At 54.7% G+C, this 19,803-nt stretch carries 21 protein-coding genes, 1 pseudogene and 1 riboswitch; of the genes and pseudogenes, 12 read left to right on the forward strand and 10 right to left on the reverse strand.

Translation table 11 applies throughout. The features are described from left to right. Positions 1-2 precede the first annotated feature (2 nt). The 7 genes from mrdB (at position 3) to lipA (ending at position 6,578) form a co-directional block, all read left to right on the forward strand. Entirely contained in the window at positions 3-1,115 is a 1,113-nt protein-coding gene (gene mrdB, locus AC559G_RS23915) for a peptidoglycan glycosyltransferase MrdB (protein WP_279023950.1), read from the forward strand. A 10-nt stretch (positions 1,116-1,125) separates the two neighbouring features. Then, entirely contained in the window at positions 1,126-2,181 is a 1,056-nt protein-coding gene (gene rlpA / locus AC559G_RS23920) for a septal ring lytic transglycosylase RlpA family protein (RefSeq protein ID WP_498915139.1), read from the forward strand. Positions 2,182-2,360: 179 nt separating this feature from the next. Beyond that, positions 2,361-3,572 carry a D-alanyl-D-alanine carboxypeptidase DacA gene (dacA, locus tag AC559G_RS23925; protein ID WP_279023945.1) on the forward strand — a complete coding sequence of 404 codons (1,212 nt, stop codon included), beginning with the start codon at positions 2,361-2,363 and terminating at the stop codon, positions 3,570-3,572. Between the two features lie 125 nt (positions 3,573-3,697). Continuing rightward, positions 3,698-3,961 (forward strand): DUF493 family protein YbeD, encoded by a 264-nt coding sequence (gene ybeD, locus AC559G_RS23930; protein WP_279023944.1) that lies wholly within the window; start codon positions 3,698-3,700, stop codon positions 3,959-3,961. A gap of 83 nt (positions 3,962-4,044) precedes the next feature. Then, the gene (gene lipB, locus AC559G_RS23935) at positions 4,045-4,713 is read left to right on the forward strand and encodes a lipoyl(octanoyl) transferase LipB (RefSeq protein ID WP_498915141.1); all 669 of its coding nucleotides are present in this window, start codon (positions 4,045-4,047) and stop codon (positions 4,711-4,713) included. Between the two features lie 127 nt (positions 4,714-4,840). Then, positions 4,841-5,344 carry a DUF1543 domain-containing protein gene (locus AC559G_RS23940; RefSeq protein WP_498915143.1) on the forward strand — a complete coding sequence of 168 codons (504 nt, stop codon included), beginning with the start codon at positions 4,841-4,843 and terminating at the stop codon, positions 5,342-5,344. Between the two features lie 268 nt (positions 5,345-5,612). Further along, a complete protein-coding gene (gene lipA, locus AC559G_RS23945) occupies positions 5,613-6,578 on the forward strand; it encodes a lipoyl synthase (RefSeq protein WP_438597239.1) in 966 nt (321 codons plus the stop codon). A gap of 101 nt (positions 6,579-6,679) precedes the next feature. Here lipA and tatA read toward each other — a convergent pair whose 3' ends face one another. Further along, positions 6,680-6,886: a Sec-independent protein translocase subunit TatA gene (tatA, locus tag AC559G_RS23950; protein ID WP_438597240.1), complete on the reverse strand. Its 207-nt coding sequence runs from the start codon at positions 6,884-6,886 to the stop codon at positions 6,680-6,682. 242 nt (positions 6,887-7,128) lie between these two features. Beyond that, positions 7,129-7,191: riboswitch (Fluoride riboswitch) on the forward strand. 79 nt (positions 7,192-7,270) lie between these two features. On the opposite strand from tatA, the gene crcB reads away from it, so the two are divergent. Then, positions 7,271-7,654, forward strand: coding sequence for a fluoride efflux transporter CrcB (crcB, locus tag AC559G_RS23955; protein ID WP_121554811.1), 384 nt, complete (start codon positions 7,271-7,273; stop codon positions 7,652-7,654). Positions 7,655-7,713: 59 nt separating this feature from the next. Next, positions 7,714-8,904 carry a multidrug effflux MFS transporter gene (locus AC559G_RS23960; protein ID WP_438597241.1) on the forward strand — a complete coding sequence of 397 codons (1,191 nt, stop codon included), beginning with the start codon at positions 7,714-7,716 and terminating at the stop codon, positions 8,902-8,904. A 61-nt stretch (positions 8,905-8,965) separates the two neighbouring features. Here AC559G_RS23960 and cspE read toward each other — a convergent pair whose 3' ends face one another. Continuing rightward, on the reverse strand, positions 8,966-9,175 hold the full coding sequence (gene cspE / locus AC559G_RS23965) for a transcription antiterminator/RNA stability regulator CspE (protein ID WP_004940030.1): 210 nt from the start codon (positions 9,173-9,175) through the stop codon (positions 8,966-8,968). A gap of 293 nt (positions 9,176-9,468) precedes the next feature. On the opposite strand from cspE, the gene AC559G_RS23970 reads away from it, so the two are divergent. Together AC559G_RS23970 and AC559G_RS23975 are read left to right on the forward strand one after the other, a co-directional pair. Then, the gene (locus AC559G_RS23970; protein WP_438597242.1) at positions 9,469-9,948 is read left to right on the forward strand and encodes a cold-shock protein; all 480 of its coding nucleotides are present in this window, start codon (positions 9,469-9,471) and stop codon (positions 9,946-9,948) included. Between the two features lie 78 nt (positions 9,949-10,026). Further along, on the forward strand, positions 10,027-10,188 hold the full coding sequence (locus AC559G_RS23975) for a YnfU family zinc-binding protein (protein ID WP_165907003.1): 162 nt from the start codon (positions 10,027-10,029) through the stop codon (positions 10,186-10,188). Positions 10,189-10,191: 3 nt separating this feature from the next. On the opposite strand, the gene AC559G_RS23980 is transcribed toward AC559G_RS23975, so the two are convergent. The 4 genes and pseudogenes from AC559G_RS23980 to AC559G_RS23995 all read right to left on the reverse strand — a co-directional run bounded on the left by AC559G_RS23980 (position 10,192) and on the right by AC559G_RS23995 (position 14,353). Further along, positions 10,192-11,652 (reverse strand): GGDEF domain-containing protein, encoded by a 1,461-nt coding sequence (locus AC559G_RS23980; RefSeq protein ID WP_498915147.1) that lies wholly within the window; start codon positions 11,650-11,652, stop codon positions 10,192-10,194. 326 nt (positions 11,653-11,978) lie between these two features. Next, entirely contained in the window at positions 11,979-12,530 is a 552-nt protein-coding gene (locus AC559G_RS23985) for a flavodoxin family protein (protein WP_498915149.1), read from the reverse strand. A gap of 938 nt (positions 12,531-13,468) precedes the next feature. Then, positions 13,469-13,666 (reverse strand): hypothetical protein, encoded by a 198-nt coding sequence (locus tag AC559G_RS23990; protein WP_438597245.1) that lies wholly within the window; start codon positions 13,664-13,666, stop codon positions 13,469-13,471. Positions 13,667-14,172: 506 nt separating this feature from the next. Further along, positions 14,173-14,353: pseudogene (locus AC559G_RS23995) on the reverse strand (YdcA family protein). A gap of 436 nt (positions 14,354-14,789) precedes the next feature. On the opposite strand from AC559G_RS23995, the gene AC559G_RS24000 reads away from it, so the two are divergent. Further along, positions 14,790-15,893 carry a glycerol dehydrogenase gene (locus AC559G_RS24000; protein WP_498915151.1) on the forward strand — a complete coding sequence of 368 codons (1,104 nt, stop codon included), beginning with the start codon at positions 14,790-14,792 and terminating at the stop codon, positions 15,891-15,893. 71 nt (positions 15,894-15,964) lie between these two features. Here the strand turns inward: AC559G_RS24000 and AC559G_RS24005 are convergent, their stop codons facing one another. From AC559G_RS24005 to AC559G_RS24020, 4 genes are all read right to left on the reverse strand, one after another. Then, positions 15,965-16,282: a Dabb family protein gene (locus AC559G_RS24005; protein WP_498915153.1), complete on the reverse strand. Its 318-nt coding sequence runs from the start codon at positions 16,280-16,282 to the stop codon at positions 15,965-15,967. A 63-nt stretch (positions 16,283-16,345) separates the two neighbouring features. Beyond that, positions 16,346-17,950 carry an ABC transporter ATP-binding protein gene (locus AC559G_RS24010; protein WP_498915155.1) on the reverse strand — a complete coding sequence of 535 codons (1,605 nt, stop codon included), beginning with the start codon at positions 17,948-17,950 and terminating at the stop codon, positions 16,346-16,348. Between the two features lie 9 nt (positions 17,951-17,959). After that, complete coding sequence (locus AC559G_RS24015) at positions 17,960-18,763, reverse strand: ABC transporter permease (protein ID WP_438597249.1); 804 nt, start codon at positions 18,761-18,763, stop codon at positions 17,960-17,962. 47 nt (positions 18,764-18,810) lie between these two features. Further along, complete coding sequence (locus tag AC559G_RS24020; RefSeq protein WP_498915157.1) at positions 18,811-19,800, reverse strand: ABC transporter permease; 990 nt, start codon at positions 19,798-19,800, stop codon at positions 18,811-18,813. Between the last annotated feature and the right edge of the window lie 3 nt (positions 19,801-19,803).

A 19,803-nucleotide genomic window follows, 5' to 3' on the forward strand; every position in this document is an offset into this window, starting at 1 on the left:
TCATGACTGACAGTCAACAAAAAGGCACGATCTGGACCAAAATCCATATCGACCCCACGTTTCTCCTTTTCGTCCTGGCGCTGCTGGTATACAGCGCCTTTGTGATGTGGAGCGCCAGCGGCCAGGATATCGGCATGATGGAGCGAAAAATCGGCCAGATCCTGATGGGGCTGATTGTGATGGCGGTCATGGCGCAGATCCCGCCCCGGGTATATGAAAGCTGGGCGCCCTATTTGTATATCTTTTGCGTTTTCCTGCTGATTCTGGTCGATGCCTTCGGCCAAATCAGTAAGGGCGCGCAGCGCTGGCTGGATCTGGGCTTCGTGCGCTTTCAGCCTTCGGAAATCGCCAAAATCGCCGTGCCGCTGATGGTGGCGCGCTTTATGAACCGTGACGTTTGCCCACCGTCGCTGAAAAACACCGGTATTGCGCTGGTGCTGATTTTCCTGCCCACCCTGTTGGTGGCCGCCCAGCCCGATCTCGGCACCGCGATCCTGATCGCCGCCTCCGGCCTGTTCGTGCTGTTCCTCTCCGGCATGAGTTGGAAACTGATCGCCGTTGCCGCCCTGCTGGTAGCCGCATTTGTCCCCGTGCTGTGGTTTTTCCTGATGCATGATTATCAGCGTGCGCGCGTGATGATGCTGCTCGATCCGGAAAGCGATCCGCTCGGCGCCGGCTACCACATTATCCAGTCGAAAATCGCCATCGGCTCCGGCGGCCTATCGGGCAAAGGCTGGCTGCACGGCACCCAATCCCAATTAGAGTTTCTGCCTGAACGCCATACCGACTTTATCTTCGCCGTGCTGGCGGAAGAGCTCGGCCTGATTGGCGTTCTGGTTCTGCTGGCGCTGTATCTGCTGGTTATCCTGCGCGGCCTGATCATTGCGGCCAAGGCGCAGACGACCTTCGGCCGCGTGATGGTCGGCGGCCTGATGCTGATTCTCTTTGTCTATGTGTTTGTTAACATTGGTATGGTCAGTGGCATTTTACCGGTAGTTGGCGTACCTTTGCCTCTGGTGAGCTACGGCGGTTCGGCGCTGATTGTGTTGATGGCTGGGTTCGGCATCGTGATGTCGATCCACACGCATCGGAAAATGCTGTCTAAAAGTTTATAAGAGGTGTGCAATGCGTAAGGAATGGCTAGGGGTCGTGGTATCGGCAATGCTGCTTGCAGCCTGTACCACCACGACCACAGAACAGCAGGCGCCGCCGCAGCCATACAACGGGCCGGTGGTGGAAATCGGCGGCGTGGAGCCTCACTATGAACCCTATAACCCTGGCACGCTGCAGGATTATAAGGTTAATGGCGACACTTACCGTATCATCAAAGATCCACAAAACTTCAGCCAAAGCGGCCTGGCCTCTTGGTATGGCGAAGAAGCCAACGGCAACAGCACCGCCATCGGCGAACAGTTTGATCCCAACGCCTTAACGGCGGCACACCCAACGCTGCCAATCCCAAGCTACGTGCGCGTCACCAACCTGGCCAACGGCCGCCAACTGGTGGTGCGGGTTAACGATCGCGGGCCTTATACCCCAGGGCGGATTATCGATTTGTCCAAGGCGGCGGCCGAGCGCCTCAACCTCTCCAATAACACCAAAGTGAAGGTTGATTTCATCAACGTCGCTCCGGACGGCACGTTGAGCGGCCCAGGCACTATCGGCACCGTGGTCGCCAAACAAAGCTATGCGCTGCCCGCCCGCCCGGACTTGGGCAGCAGCGCCATGGGGACCCCAATGCAACAGGAAACGCCCGTGGCTGACAACACCGCCGTGCGCCCGATAGACAACAGCACCCTGAACGGCGGCAACGGCCGCAGCGGCTTCCTGGGGGCGCCAAGCGCCCTGCCGGCAGGCGTGCTGGAAAGCGCCGAGCCGCAACCGGCTCCTGTGAGCAGCCCAGCACCGGCAGCCGCGGCCGCACCGGTGGCAGCCCCGGCGGTGAGCAACAGCACCGGCGGCTATGTCGTGCAGGTTGGCGCATTGAGCAACGCAGAGCGGGCGCAAGCCTGGCAGCAAAAGCTGAGCCAGCAGTTCGGCGTGCCCGGCAAGGTTTCCGCCAGCGGTGCGATGTACCGCGTCCAGATGGGGCCATTTAGCAACCGCCAACAGGCAGAACAACTGCAGCAACGGCTCGCCACGCAAGCCCAGCAGCAATCATTTATTATCGCCGCCCCCTGAATCAAGATGCCCGGCAGGCTACAGGCCCAGCAAGCCGTTCTTTAGCTGAAACATTTTCTTGCAGCTAAAACGGGGAAACCCCAACGCTGCTGCACGAATGCCTGATGCCTGCCGGGATCCCATCTGTTATAGTGTGGCTCGTTTTTTCACTTACTTTCACGGATGTCGTAGTCCCGATCATGAAACATTTAACTTCTTTTCGCTTAATCAAGAGCATAGCGCTCGGCACCGTTATCGCGATGAGCGCCTCTTCCGTTGCGCAGGCTGATGACGTTAACCTTAAAACCATGATCCCGGGTGTCCCGCAGATTGACGCGGCATCGTATATCCTGATCGATTACAACTCCGGTAAAGTGTTGGCCGAATCCAACGCCGATGCCCGGCGCGATCCTGCCAGCCTGACCAAAATGATGACCAGCTATGTCATCGGCCAGGCGCTGAAATCCGGCAAAATCGGCCAGGATGACATCGTCTCCATCGGCCAGGATGCCTGGGCGACCGGTAACCCCGTGTTCAAAGGCTCTTCGCTGATGTTCCTCAAACCCGGCGATCGCGTACCGGTCTCTAAACTGATCCGCGGCATTAACCTGCAATCCGGTAACGATGCCTGTGTGGCCATGGCCGACTACGTCGCCGGCAGCCAGGATGCGTTCGTTAACCTGATGAACACCTACGTTAAACAGCTGGGCCTGCAGAACACCCACTTCCAGACCGTGCACGGCCTAGATGCCGAAGGCCAATTCAGCTCTGCGCGCGATATGGCGCTGATCGGCCAGGCGTTGATTCGCGACGTGCCGGATGAATACGCCATCTATAAAGAGAAAGAGTTCACCTTCAACAATATCCGCCAGATGAACCGTAACGGCCTGCTGTGGGATACCAGCCTGAACGTGGATGGCATCAAAACCGGCCATACTGAAGCCGCGGGCTACAACCTGGTCGCCTCCGCGACTGAAGGCCAAATGCGCCTGATCTCCGCTGTATTAGGCGGGCGCACCTTCAAAGGCCGCGAAACCGAGAGCAAAAAGCTGCTGACCTGGGGCTTCCGCTTCTTTGAAACCGTCGCACCGCTGAAGGCCGGCAAAGAATTTGCCTCCGAGCCGGTATGGTTCGGCGACAGCGATCGCGTGGAGCTGGGAGTGGATAAAGATGTCTACCTGACTATCCCGCGTGGCCGCATGAAAGATCTGAAAGCCAGCTATGTGCTGAACAACACCGAAATCCACGCGCCGCTGGCGAAAAACCAGGTGGTTGGCAGCATCAACTTCCAGCTGGACGGCAAGACAATTGACCAACGCCCGCTGGTAGTGCTTAACGAAGTGAAAGAAGGCGGGTTCTTCAGCCGCATCGTGGATTACATCAAGCTGATGTTCCACCACTGGTTTGGCTAAGCCTTGAAAACGGCCTTTTTGCCCCCATCTATTGATTAACATTAACTCCCGCCTGGTCGGGAGTTATAATTTTTAGCACCCCCTACTGTCACCACCACCGTGACGGCACCCTTTCTGGAGCGCACATGAAAACTAAACTGAACGAACTGCTCGAATTCCCTTGTTCATTCACCTACAAGGTGATGGGCCTGGCACAACCCGAGTTGGTAGACCAGGTGGTTGAAGTGGTGCAGCGCCATGCTCCCGGGGATTACACTCCGCAGGTTAAACCGAGCAGCAAAGGCAACTACCATTCCGTTTCCATCACCATCACCGCAACCCATATCGATCAGGTGGAAACGCTGTACGAAGAGTTAGGCAATATCGAAATTGTCCGCATGGTGCTGTAAAGCCCTGGCAGGTAGCCCGCATTGAGCTGCTTGCCGCGCGCACGTAAAGATAATATTTACCCGATGCGAGACATAGCCTGACGATGAGCCACTTGCAACACGATACGATCATTTTGCGCCAACTGGGGTTGCAACCGTATGAGCCGGTTTCCCTGGCGATGCACAACTTTGCCGACCGCCGCAATGCCGATACCCCCGACGAACTGTGGCTGGTGCAGCACAACCCGGTGTTCACCCAGGGGCAAGCCGGCAAAGCGGAACACCTGCTGGTGCCCGGGGATATCCCGGTCATCCAAAGCGATCGCGGCGGCCAGGTCACCTACCACGGGCCGGGCCAACAAGTGATGTATGTGATGATCGATCTCAAGCGCAACAAGCTTGGCGTGCGCCAGCTGGTCACGCACATCGAAAACGCCATTATCAATACTCTGGCCCACTTCGACATTGTGGCGCACGCACGGCCGGATGCGCCCGGCGTATACGTGGGCGACAGCAAAATCTGCTCGCTGGGGTTACGCATCCGCAAAGGCGGTTCATTCCACGGCCTGGCGTTAAATGTGGCGATGGATCTCAACCCGTTTCTGCGTATCAACCCTTGCGGCTATGCCGGCATGCAGATGACGCAGGTCAGCGCGCTGGCGGCGGGCGTTGGGCTGGATGACGTTCATCCGGTGCTGGTGAAAGAATTCGCGCATCTTCTCGGCTACCAGAAAATCGAACCGCGCGCGTGGCGCCTGGCCGACTACCTGTAACCCCGCGGCAAGCAAATCAGGCGGGCCGCCTGTTTTCATCCTCCACTTTCCATACCCACCCACTTTGTATACTATTAAAGGCTATATAAAAATTCATATAGCGATACCCACTGGAGAGTGTAACTGCATGAATTTTTATATGTTCTATATCGGCGGCAACGCAGGAAAATCGAATATCGAAGTGCATGACGTGCAATTCGCCGCCGTTGAAAAACCCGAAGATGCCTACCCCTTGCTGCGGGAAGCGTGGTTTGGCGATAAAAATAAAATCCATCTTGACGGTTACACCCAGCTGACGTGGGCGGATGGCTATGATATCCGCTTGTCTACCGAGCCCGCCTCGGGCAACCAAAAGCTCTATTTCGTCAACGTCGGCGGCTATAGCCCAGACACGCTGGCGGAACTGCATGAATTCGATCTGTTCATTGCTGAAACCCCCGCCGCCGCCAAACAAAAAGCGCTTGCAGCATTGCTCACCGGGGCGGCGCACCAACACAAAGATAATCTGAAAGACGTGGATGACTGTCTGCTGCTGGAGAAAGTCGGGGAGTTCTATTTACACCTGGTTGCAAACCCAAACGGCCAGCCGGCAAAACCGCATTGGCAGGGTTATTTACCGATAGGCGAATAACGTTCGCCTCTGCGCCGCCGGCATCAAGGCGGCGCAATCCCCACCAGCGGCCTGACGGGCCCGTGACAGGCATCCCGGCAGAAAGTCGGGCGTACCAGCGCACAAAACAGCAGGATGAATGGCCCGAGATCGTGATACAAGAGGGGCTGAATGGATCACAGTAAAAGTGGTATAGTATCACCAGAATTTTACTATTTTTTTACTGCTGCTTTTATTTTACTGATTTTGATAGATAAAAGCCGTTTTTGTAACTGGAACCTGCACGACTATGAGTAAACCAATTCAGATGGAACGCGGCGTTAAATACCGCGATGCCGATAAAATGGCGCTGATCCCGATAAAAACGGTGGTCACTGAACGGCAGGAGCTGTTACGTAAACCCGAATGGATGAAAATCAAACTCCCTGCCGATTCATCGCGTATCCAGGGGATTAAAGCGGCCATGCGCAAAAATGGCCTGCATTCGGTCTGCGAAGAAGCCTCCTGCCCCAACCTGTCTGAATGCTTCAACCACGGCACGGCAACCTTCATGATTCTGGGCGCCATCTGCACCCGCCGCTGCCCATTCTGCGACGTGGCGCACGGCCGCCCTGTCGCCCCGGATAACAACGAGCCGGAAAAACTGGCGCAAACCATCGCCGATATGGCCCTGCGCTACGTGGTGATCACCTCCGTTGACCGCGACGACCTGCGCGACGGTGGCGCCCAGCACTTTGCCGACTGTATCACCGCGATCCGCGCCAAAAGCCCGAACATCAAGATCGAAACCCTGGTGCCGGACTTCCGTGGCCGTATGGACCGCGCGCTGGATATCCTGAACGCCAGCCCGCCGGATGTATTCAACCACAACCTGGAAAACGTGCCGCGCGTCTACCGCCAGGTTCGCCCAGGCGCGAACTATGAATGGTCATTGAGCCTGCTTGAGCGGTTCAAAGCATTGCATCCGGAAATCCCGACCAAATCCGGCCTGATGGTTGGCCTGGGTGAAACCAATGAAGAAATCGTTGAAGTAATGCGCGATCTGCGCCGCCACGGCGTCACCATGCTGACGCTGGGCCAATACCTGCAACCAAGCCGCCACCACCTGCCGGTACAGCGCTATGTCAGCCCAGCCGAGTTCGATGAAATGAAAGCTGAAGCGCTGGCGATGGGGTTCACCCACGCGGCATGCGGCCCGTTTGTTCGTTCCTCTTACCATGCGGATCTGCAGGCAAAAGGGATCGAAGTGAAATAAACGAACGTAATATTTTGTTACGTTTCACGCAGCAAAAACACAAAAACGGATGCCCGGGCGGGCCATCCGTTTTTTATTGCCGGAAGGAAATGACGAACGCGTTAGATGTCTTTCTTCTCAACGCCAGGCTGCGCTGAAGTATTCTCTGCGCTGTTTTGCGCCGTAGTCGAATCATCGCTGACCGCTTTTTTAAAGCCTTTCAGCGCCGCGCCCAGGTCCGCGCCCAGGGTGCGCAGTTTGCTGGTGCCGAACAGCAACACCACCAACACCGCAATAACCAGAAGTTTGGTAATACTAATACCTTCCATACTCACCTTCTTTTTTCATTATAGCTGCCCGCGGCAGCGAGAAAACAAACCTTGCCTGCTGTTATTTAGCGGCTTTCAGCCGGGTAAAACAACAGCAACATGTAACAGAGTGAGATCGTATGCGCCTGGCAGAAACCGATAAAACCTGGGGCCAGTGCCGGCTGCCCGCCTCTTTATACTGCCGCCACTACAAAAACGGCCGCGCGCAGTGTAAAATCGCTGCGCCAGAGTGGAAAACCGCGCTGGCTAACGGAGATGGCATTCCTCCATAACCGCCTTAACCGGCTGATGATGTCTACGTAACCTCTCAGAGAGGTGCGTAGCATTACGCCCGGGCCTTTCTGAGTGACTTTTCCCTATCTGTTATGAAAGGTTGTTTTGATCATGTTTAACGCTTTTTTGGCTGTATTTATTGGTGGTGGTTTAGGCAGCGCGCTGCGCTGGGCAATGAACTTGAAGTTGAACCCGCTCCATGCCCACATCCCACTGGGCACACTGGCCGTGAACCTGGTCGGCTGTTTTATTATCGGCCTGGCGATGGCGCTGTTTATGCGCATGAACACGGTCGATCCCACGCTGAAGCTGTTAATCACGACGGGGTTTTGCGGCGGCTTGACCACCTTTTCCGCCTTTTCCTTTGAAGTGGTTTATCTGCTGCAGGACGGCCGTTTTGCCTGGGCACTGGCCAACGTTGCGCTCAACCTGCTCGGCTCACTGGCAATGACGTTGCTGGCATTCCTGCTGGTAAGTTGGATTGGCGGGCGTTAACCCGCTTTCCGACGCGTGCACTACAATTTAGCCATCATTACTACTTAGGTAACCATCACATGGTCAAACAAACCGCCCGGCAACGCCTGCTGTATGCCGTTATTTTAGGCTTATTGGCCGCGCTTGGCCCACTTTGCACCGATCTTTACCTTCCTGCCATGCCGGAAATCGCCAGCGAACTGCAGACATCCACCGCCGCCGCCCAGCTTAGCCTGACCGCCGGGCTGCTGGGGCTTGGTATGGGGCAGCTGATCTTCGGGCCATACAGCGACAAACTCGGCCGCATGCGCCCCCTGCTGATTTCCCTGCTGCTGTTGCTGGCCACCTCGTTGTGGTGCGCGCTGGCCCCCAGCATCGAACAACTGCTGATTGCCAGGTTGCTGCAAGGGGTGGCCGGCGCCGGCGGTGCGGTCATTTCACGCGCCGTCGCGCGCGATCTGTACACCGGGCATGAATTGACGCGCTTTTTCGCCCTGTTGATGCTAATCAACGGTCTGGCGCCGATTATCGCCCCGGTAATGGGCGGCGTTATGCTGCAGTTTCTCGACTGGCGAGGCATCTTCTCCGCGCTGGCGATCATTGCCCTGGCGCTGTTTACCCTAACCGCCTTCAAGCTGCACGAAACCCTGCCCATGGAGCGGCGTAGCCAGGGGGGCATCGTGGCAATGCTGCTCTCCCTTGGCGCGCTCGCCAGGCAGCGCCAGTTTATGGGCCTGTGCCTGACACAAGGTTTTACTTTAGCGGGCATGTTCGCTTACATCGGCGCCTCGCCGTTTGTACTACAGCAAATCTATGGCCTTAGCCCGCAGGCATTTAGCCTGTGTTTTGCGGTTAATGGTATCGGCCTGATTATCGCCTCCCAACTGACGGCGCGCATCAGCGGCCTGTGGGGGGAATGGCGCGTGCTGAAGGGGGGGTTGGCGTTAGCGGCCGTGGCATCGTTACTGTTGTTGCTGGCAAGCCTGATGCATACCTCGCTGGCGCTGCTGCTGGTAACGTTGTTCTTCTCGGTCGCCGCCATTGGCGTGGTCGGCCCCACGGCGTCATCGCTGGCGATGCAGTCGCAAGGCGGAAATGCAGGCAGCGCTTCAGCGTTAATCGGGGTGTGCATGTTCGCCCTCGGCGCCTGCAGCGTGCCGCTAACCGGGCTGGGCGGCACCTCCAGCGTTTCGATGGCGCTCACCATCGTCGGCTGCTATTTTATTGCGATAGTGCTGTTTGTCTTTATGGCGCGCCGCACGCAACCGTGATCGCCAGGCGATAAAAAACCCGCGCAAAGGCGCGGGTTTTAAGAAAATCAGCTGCGATAGCTTAGATAGCGGTAACGTTGGCAGCAGACGGGCCTTTGGCGCCGTTAGTGATTTCAAACTCTACACGCTGGCCTTCGGCAAGGGTTTTGAAACCGTTGCTGACAATGGCGGAGAAATGAACGAAAACGTCTTTGCTGCCATCTTCAGGGGTGATGAAACCGAAGCCTTTGGATTCATTAAACCACTTAACGCTACCTTTAATCTTGGACATCAAACTTACCTTTAACGTGAATGTAAGACACAAAACGTGTGTCAAATACAGTACAGCAACTAGATCGGATTTTGTCCACTATCGGGATCACATAAAATAAATAAAAAGTGAAAAACTCGGTAGAATGCCAGCTTAGATGCCCACACTGCATACACACGGCGCCATTTTCGGAGATATTCTCTTCAAGCGCCGCAGACATAGGGCTAACAGCGGCGGCCGTGGGCCCTTTCTCTGTCATAGCGCGGCATTCCACGTTATGATTAGCACAGGATTAACGACTTTAGAGAATAACGATGAACGGCAAGATAACGACTTTTTTTGCAGACAAAGGCTTCGGCTTTATTCGCGATGAGAACGGGGAAAATCGTTATTTTCACGTGGTCAAAGTGCAAAACCCGGAGCTTATCAAGAAAGATGCAGCGGTCACCTTTGAGCCGACCAATAACGCCAAAGGCCCATCGGCCTACGCCGTCAAAGTGCAGGCGCCAAGCAAATACATCATCATCGCCAATGAACGGATTAAGATTTCCAGCATTAAATCGTTCCACACCTTTACCCAGGAAGCCCCGGTAAAAACCGAGATCGATAAGGAAAACACTGTGCTCTCGGTTGGCCTGCTGATGAACCGCATCCGGCCAGAGGCCGCCCAGGATCCCGCCGCGACGCAAACCCTGCGCATGCTGTCAGTGACCACCTTCCAGAACGTTACCCATACTTTCTCTGAGCATGAAATCGACATCGACGAAACGCTCGACATGCTTAAGCAGCTATAAGAAAGGGCCGGAAAATAATCAAGGCAGTTTAAAACTACCTGTGTTAGCGTGGTTCTTTACTTTACGCAGGTAGTTGTTATGCCCCATTCCCGCAGCGTTAAAGGCTACACCGAACGCACCACACCAATTGCCTGCCCCAAATGCGCTTATGTCACCAAGCAACAGTGCTCACGCCTGCAGGAAAACGTCGAGCTGATCTGCCCCAACTGCGGCGTTCGTTTTCAACCCAAGCAGGCGTAATGCTTATTTAAATTTGACGTAGCCAAGGCTGTTGCCATTCACCACGTTGAAAGATTCCACGTGATTACGCCCCAGGGATTTGGCGCGATACAGTGCGATATCGGCCATATTCATAACCTGCTCCAGCGATTTCACCTCATTCATCGCCAGGCTGGCGACGCCGATGCTAATCGTCACCTTCAGCGGGGCTTTACCGCCCGAATCCAAATCCGCCTGTTCGATTAGCTTGCGCAGATGCTCGGCCAGCGCAACCGCCTGCACCGCCAACGCACGCGGCATCACAATCGCAAACTCCTCGCCCCCCAGACGGCCGAACAGTTGGTCGCTGCGCAATTCACGCCGCAGAATATGGGCAAAAGACGCCAATACCCTATCGCCCACCACATGGCCGTGGGTATCGTTTATCAGTTTAAAATGGTCTATATCAATCAACAGCAGCGACAGTGCTTCTTTCGATTTGTGTTTCTGCTCCAGCAGTTCGCTGGCTTTGCTGGTCAGCGCGCTACGGGTTAAGGCGCCGGTCAGGAAATCATGATTAGCGCTGTGCTCCAGCCGCCGTAACAGCTTGCGATTTACGGCGATTGAGCTCGACAGGATCAAAGGCCCCATCACCAGCATCGCGATGCCCAACCGCGCCGACATCAGCGTATCGATAAACTCATTGTGGGCGTTTGGCGCGCCATACAGCAGCAGATTGGCAGAAATACTGACGATTTCGGTAACCCCAGTCAGCAACGAGAGCAGCGTCACGGTAAAGAGTTGATAGCGCACCGCACACCACAGCAGCGCCGGGATCGGGAAAGCAATCGCCCCCGGCCCGCCGATATACACACTGAACAGGAGAGACAGCAGCAACACCAACAGCGGCACACAACTGCGCAGTTGCCAGTTGAAACGCATGTTCAGCAATTGCTTCATGCGCGGGGCCGCCAAAAATACCGGCAAGATCAGCAGATTGGTGGAGAACTGTTCGCTAAACCACGCCGCCCAGGCCACCACAAACGGGTTATGGTATAGGTTGTCATGGCGCACCACCGACATCGTCGACGCGACGGCGGCACCAAGCAGGCTGGCGGTAAACAGGTACAGAATCGCCTGCGGCTGCCCCATCCTCCGTTGAGACTGCGGCAGTATCAGCATAACGCTGTAGCCAATACCGATCATCGCCATGTTACAGGCATTAAGCCACAGCGCCATCGACCAGTGTTCACCGGTCACCAGATCGGAGGCGATCATCCCCAGATAAATCACCACCCAGCCGGGCCGTGTGGCATAAGCAGGCTTGCGCAGCAGCAGCCCGAGCAAAATGGCATTCACCGGCCAAAACAGCGACAGCGAATCAATCGGCCGGGTAAAAACGCCCACCAGCGACAATAAGAAAGCCAGTAGAAAAAGGTTAATCAATTGGACCGTCAAAGGCAGCCCATGTTTAGTATTTATTCTGGCATCCATAACCTTGTCCATAATTCCATAATAACCAGAATAATTATGCGCATATTCGCGAGCTCGGCAACTTGATAGGATAAATAAACCCGATTGAAACGAAGAAACCAAGTCTAATCAATACATAACGAACATCAACTTTTCTTTAACAGAATCATCCTAACCGCAGAGTAATGTATTGTCATTCAGTTCACCGCGCATCATTTCCGCCGATGAGACACCGTGCCGCTCATCCAGAGCCGCAGGGAAAGCCAAACGCCATCTCGCCGTGGCAAAAAAGAGGAAAAAAACCACGGCGCTGGAGTGATCGTAACGCCCCACGCAAAAGTGGGGCGGGAAGCATACTATTAGGCCAGTTTTGCGGCTACCGCTGCAATACGCTGCCCATATAGCGTGGCGGTTTCCAAATCGCCGGCCAGCATTTCATCCACACTGGCATCCGCCGGAGTTTGCGCCAGCAGGCCAACCGAGCCCCCCAGGTTGTTGACGTCGGTACGCTGCGCCGCTTTGGTATTGGCCGGCATCAGCCCCAGGCTGACCCAAAGCCCGCCGTGCTGTGAAGCCAGCGTCTGCAGCGCAATCAACGTCACCTGCTTATCACCGTTCAAACTGGCGCTGTTGGTAAAACCGCCGAACACTTTATCTTTCCACTTGCCGGTAAACCAAGCTTTGGAACTGGCATCGGCAAACTTCTTAAATTGCCACGATGGGCCGCCCATATACGTTGGCGAGCCGAAAATAATGGCATCGGCCTCGTCCAGCGTTTGCCAGGCCTGTTCGCTGATGTTGCCTTCCGGATCGATGGCGATCAGTTCAGCACCTGCGCCCTCTGCCACCGTTTTTGCCAGACGTTCCGTGTGGCCGTAGCCGGAATGATAAATAACCACAGTCTTAGCCATAATGTACTCCTGAAGTTGAATGACCGCGGCGGGCGCATGGCCCGTTATCGCGTGGGGTCTCTACCCTAAATAATTCGAGTTACAGGCAACAGCGCCAACATATCTGCAACTTGAAGTATGACGGGTACTTAATAATCTAGTGCGTTCCTCCCTTGGGTGACAGCAATTCGTCGGGCTGAATGATAAAAAATGCTCTTCGGCCTGCGGGATTTGCTACCGGCCCGCAGGATAGGGTAAAAAAATCCCGCTCGCGGCGGGATAAAGGATGGGAATGAATAATACGCTACAGGAAGGAATAAGGAGTAACACACAACATCATCGGGTAGAACTACCCTACCAAGGTGAGTGTATAGATTTGTCATCATCAGGTAAGTTTGCCTGGCCAGATGTAACCTGGAATTCAAACGCTACAAACAGCGGTGGAACACATCGAAACATCACCCATTTTACCGGCGTGTAAACATCAGCAACATTAGGCACGCATGTCTGGCAAAACAACCCGGCCATTGACGATTTTGCAAAAATAGGCGCCCGCAGCCCAACCCCGTTTTTATCCAGCTGAGGTTATTCCTATTTCAACGAGCAAGCAGGGGGAATTCTTGTGCAGCCAAGGGCCAGAGGATATTCTGCAGTGGTCGCATCCGGGCCCGCAATGCCCTTTTGTGACCACCTTTGTAACGTTTTAGCTAAACATTCCGCCGCCTGATAACAGGCGGCTTTTTTCATGCCCGGATAAAACATAAAACCCCGGCCATGGCCGGGGTGAGGCGCAACATCGGTTACCACGCGCAATAATGCAACGGTGAACGTCATGATAATTAACAGCGATGATTACAAGCCATTATAACGACAAAAAAACCGAAACTTCATCCAATTGCCATCTTTAAGTAATAAAAGCACTGAACATGGTTTATATGCAGATATTTAAATGGCATTAATTAACCATATAAACATGGGAAAACCTTAGGTAAATCAGAGCTTGCCAGCCTGACTTCGTTTTCTGGGTGGATATTGTAAGAACCATCCCCCCATTTAACACCATATTGGGAAGCACTTTCAGAGCGTATCACGTTAATAACCTGGCCTTTCTTATTCTCTGAAATAAGCTTAACGATACTGCCAACAGGATATTTCATACATAAACCTCCAAATAGTGTTGCAAAGCTATCAAGGGATTAAGAAATACCGATAACGACACTACCCACCGCGAACTAAAGCGCAGTAGCGCATGGCCACGGTATAAAAAATATATTAACGCTGGCTGAGGTTGTCAACTCTGAGAAAAGAGATTTAAATTAATTAAAAATCAATAAATTACATGATTTTCGTGATCCAGTTAACGCTTAATATTTCGTCTTCAAGGCCGCTACTGGCGGCAATGACCGCCCCACCCCGGCCAAATGTACGCAAAACATCTGCCTCGCCATTGCCCTGGCAATATGCCGCCCAGCGGCCGGATCTCAGGCAACGATATGACCCCGGCGGCAACAGTTGCATACAATACCGGCAACCCACGTGCCGGCTGCAAACTGTGGGAAAATATCAACCGCCTCTCAGCCCCAGGGGAAGGGCGAAGAGCCGCTCAGGTAGGATATAACCCCGACAAACACGACCAACACCACCAGAGTAATAAAAAATAGTCTCACGTTCTCCAACCTTTTCGGCCTAACGGCACATTTTTCGACTTGCTGATTGAACCATCATCACAAACAAACTTCCCACCTACACCGCGGGATATACCGCCTTTTACCGGAACACAGCGCATTCGCAACGGCCGCCACGGTATAAAAAGTGACATAAGTGAGAAAATAAACCACTAAAATGGCTTTTTCATCTGAGCTTCTATGAATCGCCCCCAGCGATCTTCTCACGCATCACTTGCGATAGCTATACCAAAATGCCTCACAGCCAATCAATAGCAATCACGGAAAAAATCATGTTAATTCATTAAGATAATTAATATTATTTGGATAAGCTTTGCTCCGTGCTAATCCAAAGAGCAGTTGCGGGGGAGAAACCCACTCCGCCGGACAGTACAATAAAAGCCCAACTGGAAAACCCACTGGACAAAAACAAAAAAATAATCTTTTTTCATTATATTATAATCCTATACAAATACCGCCATTCATATCAAAATAACTTAAGGGAACGGCTAAATTGAGCCAGATCAATTTAGCCCCGACTTTCATTTGATCAGCAAGCGTTCAAATATCTATAGTATTTTTAAAAATTTAGTACAATACAAAAAAGGAATAATCCGTGTCTAATCACCGCTCAATATCATCTCCAAAGAAATTTATCATCGCAAAAGATCTCCTGCTGGATCCCAGTGCGTATATTCATGACTTCGGCAATAAAGCGCTTATTGTTTGCGACGTTTTCTTTCTGGATACCGTCAATACAACGACTAAATTCAATCTACAAAAAAACAATGTCGGTAGCGTTATAGAAAAATTCGCAGGTGAATGTACACAAAAAGAAGTCGATCGCCTGTGTGAAATACGAGAAAAAAACAGTTGTGATGTTATTGTCGGCATCGGCGGCGGGAAAACACTGGATGCCGCAAAAGCCGTGGCTTACCAGCATAAAAAACCCGTCATCATCGTTCCAACCATCGCTTCTACTGATGCCCCCTGCACCGCGCTGTCCGTGCTATATAAAGAAAACGGTGAATTTGATAAATATCTGTTCCTGCCGGAAAACCCAGATGCCGTATTGGCCGATCCCAACGTATTGGTGAAAGCGCCGGCGCGCTTTTTCTCTGCCGGCATCGGCGATGCGTTGGCCACCTACTTTGAAGCCCGCGCCTGCTACAACGCCGACGGCCTGAACCTGATCCTAAGAAAACCGTCTGCCACCGGCCTGGCTATCGCCAAGCTGTGCTTTGATCTGCTGAAAGCCAACGTCGAGCAGGCGATGATCTCCGTGGAAAATAAAGTCAGCTCGCCGGCCTTCGAAGCCTGCCTGGAAGCCACCATCTACGCCAGCGGCGTAGGCGCTGAATCCGGCGGCCTGGCCGCGGCTCATGCGGTGAACAACGGTATGTCCGTGGTGCCGGAATTACACCGGGCTCAGCACGGCGAAAAAGTGGTGTTCGGTCTGTTAACCCAATTGGTGCTGGAAAACACGCCGAAAGAAGAACTGGAAGAAGTCATTAAAATCATCAAAATCGCTAAACTGCCGCTGTGCCTGGAAGACTTCGGCCTGAAAGAGTGGAAAGAAGAAGACTGGCGTGCCGTTGCTGAAGTTGCCTGCGCCGAAGGCGACACCATGGGTAACATGGTAAGAAAAGTCACGGCGAACGACGTCTATGACGCGATGAAAGTGGCTGACTCACTGGGTAAATATTATCGCGATAAATAAACCGCTAAATGTCTGAAGCGGTTTACCATGCAAAAGCGGCCCTGCGGCCGCTTTTCTAATATGATGCCCCCTTATTCACTCACGTTGGGCGGCAATACCGGGTAATCAAAGACGATAATATCGCTCAGCAACGGCCGGAAGATCTCTTTTAAGGCATCATGCTGTGGGTGCGGCAAATAGCGTTCGCGCGTTTGCTCATCGCGGAAAGTCATCACCACACAGTGGCTAAAACCGGCATTTTTTCCTTCAGGGCTGTCATTGTTCCCCCACTCAACGGTTAACACGCCGTCGATATGCTCTGGCATATGCAAAAACGCCTGTTTTAACCTTTCTATTTCGCTCTCTGAGGCATCATCCTTAAATGTAATCAATAAAATATGGCGTATCATCTATAAACTCCTATTGCAATTCCCTGTGCCAAGGATACGCCGTTGTAAACGGCGTTTCATCCCTCACCCCACGTGCGCGGCTTCAGCCAGTTTCTCCTGCAGCCAGCCGGCGCGCATCTCCGGCACCGCGTGAAGTAAAGTGTAGGTGTAATTATCCAGCGGCGGCGTGAACACCCGATCCAGTTCCCCCCGGCGCACGATATCGCCGTGGCGCAGCACAATCACTTCATCGGCAATCGCCCGCACCACGTTCAGATCGTGAGTGATAAACAGCAAAGCAATGCCTGTTTCCTGCTGAATAGATTTCAGCAACGCCAACACATCGCGCCCAACCAGTGGATCCAACGCGGAAGTGGGCTCATCGCAGACGATCACCTGCGGCTCAACTGCCAGCGCACGGGCGATACATACCCGCTGTTTTTGCCCGCCGGAAAGGTGGCTGGGATAACGTTCGGCCAATTCGGCAGGCAAGCCAACCTGTTGCAACAGCCGGAGGATGCGCGCCCGGCGCGCATCGGCAGGCAGCTCCGTCAGGCACTGCATCGAACGCTCAATTTGCTGGCCAATGGTCAAACACGGATTCAGAGCCGTATCCGGGTGCTGATGGATCATCTGTATCGCGCCAAGCTGCTGCCGGCTCCGCTTCGCCAGCGTGGCCGGCAGCGGTTTCCCTTCCAGCGTCACCGCACCGCGCTGCGCCGTCACCAGGCCGCAGATCACCCGGCCAATCGTCGATTTACCGGCGCCGGATTCGCCAATCAGCGCCAGCGTGCGCCCACGCCCGAGCGCCAACGAGATATCTTGCAAGATCGGCTGCTGGTTGTACCGCAACGACACATCCTTCACCACCAACACCGGCGCGGCGGCCGTACGCGGCACGTGAATATCGCCGTAAGTATGCAGCAGTTCACGCGTATAGGCCGCTTGCGGCGCGGCCAACAGCGCTGCGGTACTCCCCACTTCAACCTCCTTACCGTAGCGCAGTACCATAATGCGCTGGGAGATCTGCGTCACCACCGCCAGATCGTGGCTGATATAAATCGCCGCCACACCGTTTTGGCGGATCACCGCATCAATGGCGCGCAGCACTTCAAGCTGGGTGGTGACATCCAGCGCGGTGGTCGGTTCGTCAAAAATGATCAGATCCGGCCCGGCGCAGATGCTCATGGCGATCATCGCACGCTGCAACTGACCGCCGGAAACCTGGTGTGGGTAACGGTGGAAAAAGACCGCCGGTTCCGGCAATAGCAGTTGCTCAAACAGCGCGATGGCGCGCGCCACCGCCTGTTGGCGATTGAATACGCCGTGGCGCAACGCACTTTCAATCACCTGCTCGCCGATTTTTTTCGCCGGGTTAAACGCCGCCGAGGCTGACTGCGCCACATAGGCGATTCGGCTGCCGCGCAGTTTGCGCAGTTGGCGCTCTGACATTCTCGCCAAATCCCGGCCTTCAAACAGGATGCACCCGCCCGTGATGTTCATCCCCTGGCGGCAGTGGCCCAGGATCGCCTGGCCAATGGTCGATTTGCCGGCGCCGGATTCGCCAATCAGCCCCAGCACCTGCCCCTTGTTCAGGGTGAACGAAATGTTGTCTACCAGTACGGCATCGCCCGCGCAGACCTGCAGTTGATCAACCTGCAGCAAGGGCAAAGAAGAATGTGTGCTCATCGCGGGCTCCTACCAACTGCGGCTATGGCGGCTGAGCAACCAGTCCGCCACGCTGTTCAAACAAATGGCCAGCAGCGCAATGGCCGCCCCGGGCAGCAACGCCGCCCATACACCGAATAAAATGCCGTCTTTATTATCCCGCGCCAGCCCGCCCCAATCCGCCGTCGGCGGCTGAATGCCCAGGCCAAGGAACGACAGCGAGGAAAGGAACAGCAGCACGAAAATAAAGCGCAGCGCAAATTCGGCGATCAGGGTAGTGAATGCATTAGGCAAAATCTCGCGCCACAGGATCCAGCTCACCGAATCCCCACGCAGGCGCGCCACTTCGATAAACTCCTGCGAAGAAATGTCCACCGCCAGCGAGCGCGCCACGCGCAACACGCGGGTGGATTCCAGCACGCCCAGCACCAGAATAATCATCGGGATGGTTTTCGGCAGCAGCGCCAACACCACCAACGCCAGAATCAGCGTTGGGATCGCCATTAAAATATCGTTAAGACGTGAAATGAGCTGATCGACCCAGCCACGGCAGAAACCCGCCAGGAACCCCAGCACAGTACCAAGAACGAACGCCAGCAGCGTGGCAAGCGCGCTGACGCCCAGCGACGTTTGCGTGCCCCATACCAGGCGCGAAAACAGATCGCGCCCGAGGTTGTCGGTGCCTAACCAATACTGGGCCGATATGCCCTCCCAGGCGCCGCCGACAACCTGATCGGCGCCATAGGGCGCGATCCACGGGGCGCAGAGCGCCACCAAAATAAACAGCAGCATACCCAGCATTCCGGGAATGGCGGATAACTTCAGGCTAAACATCCAAAGGTATTCCTTGTTTCTTAAACATATCGGGGCCGCCGATGCCCTTAACGGCCATGCAGCAAGCGCGGGTTGGCAACCAGCGCCACCACGTCTGCCAGCAGATTAAGCAGAATGTAAATTGCCGCTAAAAGCAGCGCACAGTCCTGGATCACCGGGATGTCACGCTTGCTGATGCTGTCGACCATATACTGGCCAAGGCCGGGATAGACAAATACGTTCTCGACAATCACCACGCCCACCATCAGGTAGGCCAGGTTCAACACGATCACGTTAATGATCGGCCCCCAGGCGTTGGGCAACACGTGGCGAAACAGGATCGCAGAAGAAGAGAGCCCTTTCATCAAGGCGGTATCCACATAGGCGGCGTTTTGTGCATTCACCAGCGCCGCACGCGTCATATTGCTCATATGCCCCAGCACCGCCAGGATCAACGTCAGGCACGGCAGCGCTATCGCCAGCAGCCGCTGGCCGAGCGGCATGCCCTCAGAGATACTGCTGTTGCTCGGCAGCCAGAACAGCGTGATGGAAAAGACCAGTATCAGCAGATAGCCAGAGAAAAACTCCGGTAGCGACACCGCCGTGCGGGTAAACAAGCTCAAAACCCGATCCGGCCAGCGGCTCTGGTAACGGGCGCAAAGAAAGCCAATCACCAGCGACAGCGGCACCGCCACCAGCGCCGTGAAAAACGCCAGCGACAGGCTGTTGCCCAAACGTTCGAGCAGCACCGGGCCAATCGCCTCGCGCGTGGTGAAACTGTGGCCGAAATCCCCTTGCAGCACGCCGGCAAGCCAGCTCAGATAGCGCTGTAGAGCCGGTTGATCCAACCCCAACTGTTGATTCAGTGCCGCCACCGCCTGCGGCGTAGCGGTCTGCCCGAGAATCGCAGTCGCCGCGTTGCCGGGCAACAGTTGAATACCGGCAAAGATCAGCAGTGAAACCACCAGCAGCATCACCACACCGGCCAGCAAACGCTGGCCGATCAGCTTAAACAGTACCAGGCGCAGGCCCCCATTTAATGTGGCTGAATTATCCATCGG

The sequence above is a fragment of the Gibbsiella greigii genome, assembly GCF_039540155.1.
In the GTDB taxonomy this organism is placed as follows: domain Bacteria; phylum Pseudomonadota; class Gammaproteobacteria; order Enterobacterales; family Enterobacteriaceae; genus Gibbsiella; species Gibbsiella quercinecans.

Excerpts from the sequence above, each read along its gene's own strand:
- AC559G_RS24015 (WP_438597249.1), bottom strand. The coding sequence starts at position 18,763 with ATGTTTAGCCTGAAGTTATCCGCCATTCCCGGAATGCTGGGTATGCTG.
- AC559G_RS23960 (WP_438597241.1), top strand. The coding sequence starts at position 7,714 with ATGGTCAAACAAACCGCCCGGCAACGCCTGCTGTATGCCGTTATTTTA.
- lipB (WP_498915141.1), top strand. The coding sequence starts at position 4,045 with ATGAGCCACTTGCAACACGATACGATCATTTTGCGCCAACTGGGGTTG.
- AC559G_RS23990 (WP_438597245.1), bottom strand. The coding sequence starts at position 13,666 with ATGAAATATCCTGTTGGCAGTATCGTTAAGCTTATTTCAGAGAATAAG.
- AC559G_RS23980 (WP_498915147.1), bottom strand. The coding sequence starts at position 11,652 with ATGGACAAGGTTATGGATGCCAGAATAAATACTAAACATGGGCTGCCT.
- crcB (WP_121554811.1), top strand. The coding sequence starts at position 7,271 with ATGTTTAACGCTTTTTTGGCTGTATTTATTGGTGGTGGTTTAGGCAGC.
- AC559G_RS23940 (WP_498915143.1), top strand. The coding sequence starts at position 4,841 with ATGAATTTTTATATGTTCTATATCGGCGGCAACGCAGGAAAATCGAAT.
- ybeD (WP_279023944.1), top strand. The coding sequence starts at position 3,698 with ATGAAAACTAAACTGAACGAACTGCTCGAATTCCCTTGTTCATTCACC.
- rlpA (WP_498915139.1), top strand. The coding sequence starts at position 1,126 with ATGCGTAAGGAATGGCTAGGGGTCGTGGTATCGGCAATGCTGCTTGCA.
- AC559G_RS24010 (WP_498915155.1), bottom strand. The coding sequence starts at position 17,950 with ATGAGCACACATTCTTCTTTGCCCTTGCTGCAGGTTGATCAACTGCAG.
- mrdB (WP_279023950.1), top strand. The coding sequence starts at position 3 with ATGACTGACAGTCAACAAAAAGGCACGATCTGGACCAAAATCCATATC.
- AC559G_RS23970 (WP_438597242.1), top strand. The coding sequence starts at position 9,469 with ATGAACGGCAAGATAACGACTTTTTTTGCAGACAAAGGCTTCGGCTTT.
- AC559G_RS24005 (WP_498915153.1), bottom strand. The coding sequence starts at position 16,282 with ATGATACGCCATATTTTATTGATTACATTTAAGGATGATGCCTCAGAG.
- AC559G_RS24020 (WP_498915157.1), bottom strand. The coding sequence starts at position 19,800 with ATGGATAATTCAGCCACATTAAATGGGGGCCTGCGCCTGGTACTGTTT.
- tatA (WP_438597240.1), bottom strand. The coding sequence starts at position 6,886 with ATGGAAGGTATTAGTATTACCAAACTTCTGGTTATTGCGGTGTTGGTG.
- dacA (WP_279023945.1), top strand. The coding sequence starts at position 2,361 with ATGAAACATTTAACTTCTTTTCGCTTAATCAAGAGCATAGCGCTCGGC.
- AC559G_RS23975 (WP_165907003.1), top strand. The coding sequence starts at position 10,027 with ATGCCCCATTCCCGCAGCGTTAAAGGCTACACCGAACGCACCACACCA.
- cspE (WP_004940030.1), bottom strand. The coding sequence starts at position 9,175 with ATGTCCAAGATTAAAGGTAGCGTTAAGTGGTTTAATGAATCCAAAGGC.
- lipA (WP_438597239.1), top strand. The coding sequence starts at position 5,613 with ATGAGTAAACCAATTCAGATGGAACGCGGCGTTAAATACCGCGATGCC.
- AC559G_RS23985 (WP_498915149.1), bottom strand. The coding sequence starts at position 12,530 with ATGGCTAAGACTGTGGTTATTTATCATTCCGGCTACGGCCACACGGAA.